Below are 13,251 nucleotides of genomic sequence, written 5' to 3'. Positions count from 1 at the left end.
ACCTATCATTTATTTTCTGAGGTCTAGTTCAAAATGGTCTAACTCATCTTGCACCAACTCAGAATTCAACTGCACTCTTAGTTCTTTTTCCTCCTTTTTATAATGACGTCTCAACCTATCTTCTTTTGTTATTTCTCAAGCGTTTGAATTTATCCAATTAAAAACAGTTCTATATGAAGGAAATTCAAAATTATAATTAAACTTAATATATGTATGTGTCAGTTTAACTCCAAATGAACGTTTGTTAAATTTATCTATAAAAACATTTGTAAAATTTGGATATTTTTCGATTTTATTGCGCAACTTAAAATAATATTTTCACTTATTTCTCATATCATGTTTATATTGTGCGTATTCAGCCGTATACCCGTATAAATCAGCATTGTATGTAATTTCTCTAGATATAGAGCTCTTTGAAAATCCAGTAATTTTCGCAATTTCAGATATACTAAAATTTTCTTTTAACAAAGCTTCTATTACACATCTTACTTTTGCTGTAATTCTTGTATAATGTATGCGAAATCCTTTCTCAGGGGTTTTCAGTGGAGCGCAAAAAAGTGCTCCACTTTTATTATAAACTAATAAAAGTGTTGCACTGCATATTGCAATCGAGCGCTGTTAAACAGCTTTATCAAAACAGTGGTGGATTAAATAATTCAATTACAAGCTTTTTATCACGAGCTGATATTGGAACTAATTTAACTTCACTGCACGAGTATTCAAAAATAAAAGCTGATGTGTTTTACAATGATTTTGAAAAAAGCATTTTATTTAAACAAGGAAGCTTTGGAAAAAGAGTAGTAATGATTAATGAAGATGAAATATTAAGAGAAATAACACAAGAGAGTGAAAAAGCTAAAGAAACAAAAATTGAAAAGCAAATTAAAAAAGATTTAGCTAGAGTTAAGCAAGCTGAAAAGAGAGTTAAAGAAAAGAAACAAAAAGAAAATGGTATTTCAACAACTGTGAGATTTTACAATGTTGATGATATAACACGACTTAATAAACTCAAAAAACAACTTGCTGGTAATAATGTTGCTTTATCATCTTATTTATCAGAAATGATTTCAACTCAACTTGCTAATGAAGAAAAAGCAATTATCTTAAAAGATATTAAAAATGATTTATTTTATTCATTTAGAAAAAGCTTTTTCGCATCACTTTCTCCATTTCAACATAATATTATTAGTGAAATTGAAAATGTGGAAGATGAAATTAAAATCCTAAATGAAAAAATGGATTTATTATTGCAAGCTATGAGTGGATACAATATTTCACAAAATGATTTAGATAAAATTTCACAACATAAAAAAGACTTACAAAAAACAAGAGAAAAGCAACAACACAAAAACAAAAAAGAAGATGATAATAGAGAAAAAAGACTTGAAAACTTTCAAGCTTATGATACAAAACAAGAGTTTGATACAGATATTTATAAGGATGTAATTGATGATGAAATTTTGATAAAGAATAAGAAGCTTTTATTACTTGGTGCAAGTGCAATAAGCACTGTACCTTGTTTTGTATCTAGTATCATATTCAACTATAATACCATACCATCTGGTGAGTATAATATATCATATGCATTAAGTCAAATGCATAATAATATGCAAAACACATTAACTTCTTTTTCTTGAACTTTTAATGTAAATAAAGAAATATGAAATAGCAAATATTTCGGTGATAAATGAATTGAAGATTTATATTTCTGATTTGGAAATCGTGGATTTAATATAGATAATACTGAAGTTGATACTAAATATGTTATTGATAATTCTAACCTGTCTTCTCGTCGCTATAAAAAAAGAATGACTTTCCATCAAGAAATGGTTGATTATATCAATAGTGGTACTCCATTGAGTATTAAATATGATAAGTCTGTAGTAATTCCTAAATTTGATATTAATGTAATTAAAAATCATATTAGTTGAAATAAATTTCTAAAATCAATTGATTTCGGTTCTTTTAATGTTTATGCAATCTACACAGCAAATAATAAAACATCCCTTAATCCTAAAGTAAATATTATTCTTGATGAAATAATATTTGAATATTCATATATTGATGATGAAAAATATAACAAATATAAAAATTATAAAATAGCACAACAATATAACAACTTTGTTGATGAGTTAAAAAATTATTGAGAAAAATCTTTAACTGTAATTACTGATACTGGTGGTGATATTGAAACTGAACTCAAAAAAGGTTCTGAAAAATCACTTAAAAGTAATTGAGAATATTTAAATGATGAAGTTGATAGAGTGAATAATAAAATTAGAAGCAAGATAGCAAAACAAATGCGTTTAAATAAAGATGATATTGTAAATCTAAGTATGGGTAAAGTAGATGGTTCGCATATTAATTTATATCTTTCATCTCCGTGAAGTAATTATATGATTTATAAAAATCTTAAAGTAAATTTTGCTCCTAGTGAATATTTCAAATCACAAGAAGTTGATAAAAGATTAACGATTGACTTAGGAAAATGAGTTGATTTTGAAACTGGAACAACTGAACTTGTTGATGATAAATTAATTAGAGTTCCTAATGATAAGGAAATTAAATGTAAAGGTAAAAAATGTTATCTTGGTAAATATGAAGTACATACTCCATTAAAAGTTTCTTTTACAACACTAAATGAAAATGAAGTGCTAAAAATTAATGGTAAAAGAATAGATGTACTTGATAAATTCTTTAGTGAAGAATTAAAAGATAATAGAAGTAGTGCTAATGATACCGAGAGAGAGTTTGATAGCGGTGTAGAAACGACTAATATTAATGGTGAAGAAGTTGCTAAAACTGAAGAAAACTCGCACTCAAAAAATGAATACAAGATTGAAATCCTTACATATAATGGAAAAGGGAATTTGGATGAAAATTTAGTTAAACATTATAAAAAGATACTTGTTATCAATTCAAGAAGTATTCAAGAAGACTTTAAATGATATGCTTGAAATCCTAATGAAAACTACCATCAAAAAGTACTTATTTCTCCTTATAAGATAGATGAAGATGGTAATGAAATTAAGGATGAAAAAGGTAATAAAATACCTAATGAACTTTATGATGCAAGTATTGATGCTAATACTGGAACTAAAAAACAATTAATTTGAGTGGATAGTAAAGGTTTTCAGTTTTATGAAGAAAACTATAATGAAGATGAAGAATATACTGCATCTTGATACAATGCATATAAAACAGATGATAAACAAGCAACATATTATAGTGATACATATCTACCATTAGGTGCTAAAACATTATTTAAACCTAATTTAAAAGATGCTGGTTTTATTGCTGAAGCTGTAGTACTTGGAAAAGGTGGATTAAAATCTTATATTGGTAAAACAAAAGATGTAAAGATATTCAAAATATTAACAGATATGGAAGATGCACTAGCATACAATACTAATTATTATGATGATACAAATCAAAATTCTGAAAATAACTATATTTCAACTAGTGGATTATATTTAATAGTGCAAAATGGTGAGAATACTATTTCTAACTTTAAATTTGTCCTAATTGATGATAAAACATCTCCACAAAGCTTTTTTACTGATAATGTTTCTAATGCATATTTAATACCATTTTGAAATTCAAAAATTGGTGCTGAAATGTATAACTTTATATCAGAAAAATATCAATTAAAAGATGATGTGATATTCTCACTTAAATATGAAGATATTATGGAATATTACAAGTTGTTTATGAATGCAGTTTATAACAATGAAAAGTTTAATTCATATATAGCTATTTCTCCACTTTTAAAAGGATATAAACAACTAACTAAAGAAGAATTCACAGAAAAATTTGCTGATGGTGATAGTTGAAAATTTAATGATATTAAAAAGTACTTTTTTGATGATTTTAAAGGTGCAAATTATGTTGAGATAGACAAAATATCATTTGATGGAAATAATGCTGTTAAATTGCATTTAAAGCTTAATTCATACAATATTAACCATAAATTAAGTGCTGAAGAAATTACTATACCACTTAAAATTAATGGTGAAGATAAGCAAGTTATTAATATTAGTTGAAATGCTGAATATATTAATACTACTTTAAAAGAAACTTGAAGTTTTGAAGAATTCAAAAACAAGATAACTTCAAATACACAAATGTGATTAAATGATTTTAAGCATTATGATAAAGTTACACTTTCAGCTAATTGAGATAATAACTTTATGAGACTTAATGTCGCATTAAAAGAAGAGTTTTTAAAAGAATATTCTCTGTCTGGTGCAAGTAGTTTTCTAATTGATATCACTGAAAAATGAAATAAACAAAAACAAATTAATACTAAAGATATCTTTAGTAATTATGCGGATTTAAAAATTAACTTAAAAGGTGAAAATAATGTTGAAAAAATAAAGGATACCATCAAGAAACAAGTTATTAATCATTTTAACTCACTTATTTTAGGTGTTGATTATGATATAGCTAATTTAGATGCTGTTGCTAATGAGAGAAAATTTGTTGAGCTAGAAATTGATGGTAATAAAGGTAAAAAATATTCTAACTTAGAATTAATTGCTAAACAAGGAAAAAACGGTAGAAGACTAGTTAAAATATACAATTCAGTTCCTAATATTCTTTCACAAGAAGTTGATTTAAGCAAAATTAAACTTCAAGAAGTACAGTTGCAAAATAGTGATAATACAACAATGTTAAAAGAGTTATATGAAAAGATAAATACTCAATTAACACAATATAACATTACAATTCCTAGAGATTTATCATTTACTTGAAATGAAGATTTGATGCTTGCTATATTAAAGAGAAAAGGTAGTTTTAAAGCTGAAATTAAAGGTAAAAATGCATTAATTAAAAACAGTACTATTATTAACATAACAACTCAAGTAAAAGCTGATGAAAAAGTTTTAATAGATTTAAGCTTGCTAAGTGATATGGAAGAAATACAACTTAGTGAAAATAAACTTTCAGTATTAAAAGATAAATTAATAAATAGAATTAAAACATACTTATTTGAGAAGTTTTATCTAATTCAAAATAAGGATTATAAGTTTGATTGAAATGCAATAAATTCTGCAATAAGAGAAGTTGCAAAATCAGATAACATTAAGCATAGTGGATATGTAAATATTTATGCTGTGGAAAATGTTTCTCAAGGTACTAAAGCTTTTAAATTTAGTAATAAAACTAATAAAGAAATTGAAGATGATTTAGTAGATATTATTGATTTAAGCAAAATTCAAGATTGAGATAATCATTCATATTCATTTAATAGTATGAGTGCATTAAGAAATGCTGTTATTAATGATTTAATCGCTTATTTAAAGACACAAAACTTAAACATATACAAAGACTATACACTAGATTTTAATGAGCTAAATAACACTATTAAACAAGTTCTAAAAGCTGATGGTATTAAGCATAGTGGATATATTACTATTTATGGTGTAAATAATATTAGTGATGGAAATAAAAGTTTTGAGTTTTCTAATACAAATGATAAAGAAGTAATTGATGATTTAGATAAAGAAATCATTATTAAAACAACTGAAAAACTTAAGGATTTAAGTGTGATAAAAGGTGCTAGTTTCTTATATTCACAAAACGATTTAGAAGCTCTTAAAACTGCATTTGTGAGTGATTTAGATAAGTATTTGAATAATGTTTATGGATTAAAGTACAATGCTGATTATGAACTTAATGCAGATGAATTAAATGAAGCTATTAGAGGTATTGCTAAAAGTGATGGAAAATTGCATTCAACAAGCATTAAATTATATCCATTAGGTGAGAGTAAAAATAATGGTTATGTATTTTTAAGTAATCATACAAATAAGGATATTATTGATAATTTAACAAATGGTATAAATAATCCTAATAATAAGAAATCCATAGCACAAAAAGTTGTGTGATTTATAGGTATTCCACTTGGTATATTAGCTGTTGGTGCAAGTAGCTTACTTGGATGATTTATCTATATGAGAAAATACAGAAATAAGGTAAAATAGTACCTTATTTTTCTTAAAAATTTTTGAAAAAAGTACTTGAAAAGTATTGCTGGGTATGGTAGAATACTTATGTAATCATTATTGATTACAAGTAATGGTGGGTTTAGATGCAACATCTTAATAGGAAGTTCCTTATTAAATATTAAGATAAGTCTAAATTTGCTTGGACACACTAGGATAAATGAATACAATTTAGATAAAGATAGTAGGCTGGTTGTCTAAATAGTGGTTTATCAATAGGTCTATCAAGTTAAGTAATCTACTGAAAAGTAGATTTTTTTATGCTTTTGTTCGTTTTTAGTTCGCATTAAATTTTATTTAATATAATTAATATAAAGGGGGTAAAATGGGTAGTAGTCCAAAGTTTGTGTAATCACATCGGACTATAATTGAATAAATTATATATAATAATACTGAACTTAACTTAGAAAATTATTCTTTTCCTTGTTCAAGTTCGAGTTATTTTGAAGCTTGCAACAATAGCCAACATTTTGATGGAGTTAGGACTATGATGCGAGCTTTTTTCTTTGACATATTTTCTTAATGCTGAGTGGAAATTTTCGCAAATATTGTTTGTGTAAATATATCTCCTGATTCCTATTGGAAAATCATAAAATGTGAATATCTCGTCAAGTGAGTTTTCAATAATTGCAACAGCTTTTCTGTATTTATCTTTATATTTGTTTTTAAATTCCAAAAATCTTTTATAACCTTCATCTTTGTTTTTACCTTTAAATATTAGTTTTAGTAGTTGTGATACTTCATACCTTTTAGATTGTGGTATTGTAATAAGCGCATTAGTCATTTTATGAAATGCACATTTTTGAATTTTAGATGAAGGAAAAACTGAATTAATAACATTATTAATTCCACTAAAATCATCGCAAACAACAACTTGAGGATCATTAATTCCTCTCTTTTTAATTCTGATAAGAATTTTGTTCAATTTTCTGTACTTTCTACACCTGAGGTTTCTATTGATAAAACTTGTTTTTTACCTTCTTTATCTATAGCTATAGCGGTGTATAAGGCTATTTTTGAGCTCTGTTTGACAAAATCCCTTGGATTCTCAACATTTTCTAAAGAATTTAAATATTCACCAGTGAATGGGTTATATCATTTAAAAACTTTATGATATGAAGCATCAATAAATAATGCATAAATATCATTATTTATGTCAAAACTATAAGCGTTGTCGTATTTGTTTTTAATAGTTTTTGAAACTCTCGCAATTATAGAATGTCCTATTCTAAAACCTAATAATTTCTCAACTAAATCTATGGTTTGTTCATATGATAAAAATTGTTGCAATAAATGTGCGATTAGAAATTCAAATTCTTCCTCACATCTTTTATATTTAGCTAATATTTGTGAACAAAAATTTGAAGCATTTCTTAATCTTGGGACATTTATTTGTAGTTTACCATTCAATGTGTATAAGGTTCTTTTAGAATATCCATTTCTATAAATTTTTCCTTCAACTAATTCATATTTATTCATTTCAGTAATATAAGCATCTACTTCATCTTTTAAATTCTCTTCAATTAACTTAGCAACATCTAAGTAATTAACATTAAGTAGAAATGATAATTCTCTCATATCAGCTCCTAATTTGTAAAATTCATTTCTTAATAATTTGTTTCTTTCCTCTAAAATCATAACAAAAATCACTCCTTTTAATATTTGGAGTGATTACACAACATTTGGTCTACTACCGTAAAATGAGTCAAGATAAACTCAAAATAATGTGAAATACAAATGATTGAACTGATGAAATAGATGGTATCGCATTTGATGATAATGGAAATGCAATTAAACCTTATCAAAAAGGTTTCAATAATCGTCCTTTGGTTATTTTTGAAGTCGCTGATAAAACATATTATTTACTAATTAGAAGTTATAAAGAGATTACTAAAAAACGGTTTGGTGAAGTAGAAATAAGCAAGCAAGATGATAAAAATAGTAAATTAAAAAGAAATTCATTAGTTGATACTTCTAATATTCATATTATGAAAACTAAATATTTTAAAAAGATTTATAGTGAAGATGAATACAAAACTTTATATGATTTCAGTTGTGAAAAACAATTTGAAATAATGTCTAATGTTTTTAAAAATTTAATCAAAAATCAAGCAACGATGCAAGAGATTAAAGTTGATGAAAATTTAGAAGCATATTCAACATTATATGTAAATAAATATCAACAAAATATTATCTATAAACATCAATACATCATAAATAAAAATATAATTCTTCTTAATCTTGCTGATTGAATATTGGATGAAACTAATAAATTAGATAGTTTTCTTGATGAAATACAAAAAGATAAGCTTTGATATATTAATCAAATTTTCAATGTATTTAATTGTGATTTAAAAGAGAATGGATTAACTTATAAAGGTTTTAAGATATCAAGTCAATTTGCAAGCATTGATAAAATCATAAAAAACGATGAAACTATAATTAAAAAACTTATTGAATATAATGAAAATAATAATGCTTCAGAAGCAATAAATATCAATAAAATAGTATCTTATATTCTTGAAATAATAGAAAATTATGATGATAATTCTGTTGCAACTGAAACATTTAGTGAAGATTTTAATACTGAAGATGAAATAAGTACTCAAGAGACTGCTGAAGTTGATGATAATTCTACTAATGAAAATTCTAATGTAGATTACTCAGAATATTATGATGGATTTTCTGAAACTGAAGAAGATATTAATGCTAATGAAGATATTCAGACAGAAGAAAAGCTTAATGAAACTGAAATTAAAACTGAAGAAGCATTTGAAGAAATTCAAGAAGAAACAACTATTTTTGATGGTGATGATGGTATTTACAATGCATATGAAGAAGCACAAAAGACTTTTAATATTGAAGAACATTATATGACTAATGAAGAAATTAAAGAGAAATTTGGTGTGGATTTAGATGCTTATGATGATGAAGATTTAATTCAAGACGATGATATAAATGTTGAAAATAATGATGATATTGAAGAAGAAACTTCATCATTTAAAATGTAATGAAAAAGATTAATTTAATTAAAATTAAATGTAGCTGTTATAAAATTTTAAAAATAATTTTATAAAGTACTGTAGAATAGCTTTGATTTTGTCACTTTATAAAAACATAAAATGTAATAAAATAAAAACGATATTTATTCATCGTAAATATCGTTTTTTACATTTTGAGACAATGCTTTAAGTTCCTGAAAGAGTTCACGCATTGTCTTTTTTATTTCAAAATCATCATGAGAAAATTCTGATAATAAAGCAGACATCTTATTTATGTATTTGTCGATTGTATTAAAAAATGAATTGCTATTTCTGTATAACTTAGCTATTTTTTCTACAGCTGGTATTGATATATCTAATCCCTTTTCTAGTGCTCATATTTCAGTAGGAGTTAAATATTTTCCTGTCGGTTCTTTTGCATAATATTTTTTGCTACCGTACTTAAAATAAATATTCTCATCAGATGAATAAACCAGCACAACATTTGAGCCAATCGAAAAAATTATTCTTTTGCCTAGTTCATCAAAAGCTGCATAATTTTTACCTTGAAACCTAACAACTCCATTTAATATTTTTCTATCAATTTCAATATCAACTCTTCAATTTTCTTTCAAAGTTCCTTCTTTATTGAAAACAGATTTCTTATTCAAAAGTCTCTTTAGTTTGTTGTTATAGTATTTTTTAAAACCATCCACATTAAGTTGTAAATCTTTTAGAGTGGATAAGTGATTTTCATAAATAAAGATTGGATATTTATCTAAAGCTGTTCTAAATGATCTTTCAACATGAGGTTTGTGTTTTGGATTACTTGAAGATATTACTCTAATTCCTTTTGAATTTAAAATTTTCTCAAAAGCAGTTTGAGTATTTTCAGAATCCTCAAAATGTTCTTCTTTTATCTGTATAAATAAATTTTGGATATCCATAGTTCTTGAAAACTATTTCCAAAAGCCTTTGATAACCTAATGTTGTTTCTTGTTTTTCGTATCAAACAGCTAATAGTATTCCTGTTGCAGCATCAATTGCATGATAGAGATAAATTGGTTCATGATTTATGAGGTAAGGTTCGCACTGCGCATCTATTTCTATAACCTCACCAAATAATAAGTTTTTATTCAAATTCAAGACTTGTCTTTCTATTTTGTTTTGCTTTATTTTATTTTCAACATTTTTCAATAATAAAGTGACTTCTGAGTCAGACGCTTTTTGTAATCTCGTTGTATTTTTCTTCCTCTTTTTGTAGTATGAATAGTTTTTAATCCTAATCTATTAAATCTTTTAATCAAGTTGCAATATGAAATTTTATTCTTATACAAATCATCTAGGAATGAATCTCAGAATTCTTTAACAGAAATTTGATTAGTAGTTTTTTCGACATTTATTATCGTTTCAGAGATTTTTAAATAATTTTTGTAGATTTGCAAAATTTCTTAATCAGCTTATGACTTTCTGTCTACCATTCGATTTATTTTTATGAGATATTACTAATTCAAGATTTTTATTTTTTAAAGCTGACAAAAATCTCTTTTTATATCTAATAACACTTCTTTCATTTAAACCGGTCATTATAGCAAAAGTCTTAGTAGGTTTATCAAGGTTTGAAGATATTATTTCAAAGTTTGTTTTACGTTTTCTTTCGAAATTAGTTAGTTGTTTATTAGTTTTAATATCAATTTTTAGTTTCATGTATTAAATTTTATTAAAAACTAATTTAAACAATTACTAGCAAAGGTGACAAAATCAACGATATTTGACGAGGTGACAAAATCAAGTATATTTCACAAGCTGTTATAAAATTTTAAAAATAATTTTATAAAGTACATAAGGTATGATATAATATTTGTAATTTATTTAAAACTAGCTTTGAGCTAGATTTTTTTTGCAATTTTTTATAATTATAATATTATGAAAACAATAAGTATCTCACAAAATATAATGCAACAATTTGCTGATAATTTAAATAATGAAGAAAAACAATTTAGAGAAAACATAAGAAAAATTAAGCATCCTAATTGAAAAATTTCTAGAAGAATTACTAAACAGTGGATAACTGAATATGGTACATATGATTTAAATATTACTATGTATGAAGTAAAACAAAATGGAAAAATCATAAGATTTATGTATTACCATAATGAAGTGATGGAACAAATTTGTAAATATAAATATGATTATGATTTGATGATGAAACTATGTAAAAAGTTTTTAAATGGTGAAGAATTAGGAACAATAAATGGTATCAAAATTAGTGCTAATCATATTAAATATTGAATTAAACGGTTTGAAGTAGATAAAGATATTGAAGCAAGAAATCAAGAATTAATTAATCAATTAGCTGAAACAAAATTAAATGATGAGAATAATAATTTTGAAATTGATGTTGATGATAGTTATAGTAAAAATAATATGAGACACTCTAGAAATAAAATATGTATGCGACAAGCTACAATGCATACTACCACACAAAAGAAATTAAGTAAAAATGGTGTGGTTATTTTACTAATTAACAATGATAAAAAAGAAAATGTATTTGAGCTTTTTAATAAAATTATTCAACAAAATATTGAGAGATTTGCTAATAAAAACAGTAATGTTTTATGAAAAGGTGATGGTGCAAGATGGATTAGAAATAGTGCAAAAGCTTTAAATATTCAGTATATTTTTGATGCTTTTCATATGAAATTCACACTCAAAAAGTGTTTAGGATATACAAAACATAGCAATAATCCGCACAAAAAATTCTTCAATAATTGAGTTTCTACAACTCTAAATGCTAAATGATATGACTTATTTGATTACATTTTTGATAATGGAAATTTACAAAATTATGATGATTTATGCAACATTTTATATAGTGAAATGGATGCAAATACAGAGATAACAGATGAGATAAAACAGCAAATTAATGCTTTTCTAAGATACATTGAAAATAACAAAAAAGGTATTTGAGATGCAAATGGAAACAGAATAAAATGTGCTAGTTATACTGAACACTTTGTCTTTTCAAAATGCAAAAAGCATATCAAAAAAGCACAAGCTTTATATGGAGTTGATATGATGAAATTAAGAATTATGTATGGAAATTTGAAAAGTGGTTATTGCACTATTTTTTACTAGAAAAATATCACTGATGCAGTTTTGCATCAGTAGTGAAGCAGTATTTTAAGGTTTTACATTAGAATTACATAGTAATTCAATGTATTTTTTTACTGAAGCAGTGCTGATGCAGTTTTGCATCAGTTTTTGAGTTGCTGATGCAGACTGATGCAGTAAAAATCCCTTAACTTTAATTACTTTGTAATTAACAAGATAAAAAAACTGCCCCTTGGTTAAAGGGTGATGCAGTGCTTATCTTGCCTTAAAAGGGCGGGCGCAGGCGCACGTGTAAATTTTTCTATGAAAAATTTTGATTTAAAAATTGAAAAAATTTGCTGTTTCAGTGAATTTTTTTTGAAAATTTAGCGGAAAAAGTTGTAGAATATTTATGAAGTAGCAAATGCTACATACTTAATTTTCACAGTTCCATAAATTAAAAAGAAAAATGCTTAATTTCTTGAAACAAAAACCTAAATTAGATTTAATTATTATTGTTTCAACATCTAGTTTTGATACTATAGTGCAATACCGTAATAAAGCGGCATTAAATGATAATAGAAGAAAACTAGAAAATAAGTGAATTTCTTTATATCAACAATATTGAGCTAGATATAATGAACAAGAATTTAAAAACTTCTTAGCACAACATGCAAAAAATGTAATTTATCTTTATAATGATTCAACACCAGAAGAATTAAGAAATAAAGTTTTAACAACTTTACAAGAACAATTAAATTTAGGAGATAATCATGAAAAAATAGATAAAGAACATGCTTTAAAATTATGGGATGAAAAATTCGGTAAAAACGTAGAAACTATCAAAGATTTTGCTGGAGTTGAAATTAAGCGTGCTGCTTATGGGGATGTTAACAGTGCTTATGGTTGAAATATTGACCATGCTAGACCTGTTTCTAAAGGTGGAAAAGATACTAAAGATAATTTAGTCTTTGCTTCAATTAAAAACAACTCTGAAAAAGCTGATAAATTTCCGGGATTTAAAATTAATAAGCAAAATTATGTAGTTGTCAGGGTTAAAGGAAAACCTCGTACGCTCTGTGCTTATGAAATTAAAAAATCTAAATAAATAATGAAATAAGATTTAAAGTATTTATTAACTTTAAGTCTTATTTTTAATATAATTAATT

Annotated in this window: 8 protein-coding genes and 1 pseudogene; 4 read left to right on the top strand and 5 right to left on the bottom strand. The window is 25.3% G+C overall.

What is annotated here, in order from left to right; all coding sequences use genetic code 4:
* Positions 1-9: 9 nt before the first annotated feature.
* Positions 10-468 (bottom strand): hypothetical protein, encoded by a 459-nt coding sequence (locus Q8852_RS02700; protein WP_305937644.1) that lies wholly within the window; start codon positions 466-468, stop codon positions 10-12.
* A 134-nt stretch (positions 469-602) separates the two neighbouring features.
* On the opposite strand from Q8852_RS02700, the gene Q8852_RS02695 reads away from it, so the two are divergent.
* Complete coding sequence (locus tag Q8852_RS02695; RefSeq protein WP_305937643.1) at positions 603-5,987, top strand: Mbov_0399 family ICE element protein; 5,385 nt, start codon at positions 603-605, stop codon at positions 5,985-5,987.
* 424 nt (positions 5,988-6,411) lie between these two features.
* Here Q8852_RS02695 and Q8852_RS04575 read toward each other — a convergent pair.
* Positions 6,412-7,646, bottom strand: a pseudogene (locus tag Q8852_RS04575) (IS256 family transposase).
* 62 nt (positions 7,647-7,708) lie between these two features.
* Here Q8852_RS04575 and Q8852_RS02680 point away from each other — a divergent pair.
* On the top strand, positions 7,709-9,019 hold the full coding sequence (locus tag Q8852_RS02680) for an Mbov_0400 family ICE element protein (RefSeq protein ID WP_305937641.1): 1,311 nt from the start codon (positions 7,709-7,711) through the stop codon (positions 9,017-9,019).
* Positions 9,020-9,153: 134 nt separating this feature from the next.
* On the opposite strand, the gene Q8852_RS02675 is transcribed toward Q8852_RS02680, so the two are convergent.
* From Q8852_RS02675 to Q8852_RS02665, 3 genes are all read right to left on the bottom strand, one after another.
* Positions 9,154-9,936 carry a hypothetical protein gene (locus Q8852_RS02675; protein ID WP_305937640.1) on the bottom strand — a complete coding sequence of 261 codons (783 nt, stop codon included), beginning with the start codon at positions 9,934-9,936 and terminating at the stop codon, positions 9,154-9,156.
* Positions 9,833-10,186: a hypothetical protein gene (locus tag Q8852_RS02670; RefSeq protein WP_305937639.1), complete on the bottom strand. Its 354-nt coding sequence runs from the start codon at positions 10,184-10,186 to the stop codon at positions 9,833-9,835. Before Q8852_RS02670 ends, Q8852_RS02675 begins: the two co-directional genes overlap by 104 nt.
* 183 nt (positions 10,187-10,369) lie before the next feature.
* A complete protein-coding gene (locus Q8852_RS02665) occupies positions 10,370-10,696 on the bottom strand; it encodes a hypothetical protein (protein WP_305937638.1) in 327 nt (108 codons plus the stop codon).
* A gap of 219 nt (positions 10,697-10,915) precedes the next feature.
* On the opposite strand from Q8852_RS02665, the gene Q8852_RS02660 reads away from it, so the two are divergent.
* Together Q8852_RS02660 and Q8852_RS02655 are read left to right on the top strand one after the other, a co-directional pair.
* Positions 10,916-12,127, top strand: coding sequence for an Mbov_0401 family ICE element transposase-like protein (locus Q8852_RS02660; RefSeq protein ID WP_305937637.1), 1,212 nt, complete (start codon positions 10,916-10,918; stop codon positions 12,125-12,127).
* Positions 12,128-12,551: 424 nt separating this feature from the next.
* Complete coding sequence (locus Q8852_RS02655) at positions 12,552-13,190, top strand: HNH endonuclease signature motif containing protein (protein WP_305937636.1); 639 nt, start codon at positions 12,552-12,554, stop codon at positions 13,188-13,190.
* Positions 13,191-13,251: the final 61 nt, after the last annotated feature.

The organism is Mycoplasma seminis (genome assembly GCF_030718845.1).
Lineage (GTDB): Bacteria > Bacillota_I > Bacilli_A > Mycoplasmatales > Metamycoplasmataceae > Mycoplasmopsis > Mycoplasmopsis seminis.
The sequence above is the reverse complement of the archived record's forward strand: the minus strand, read 5'-3'. Positions and strand labels throughout refer to the sequence as shown.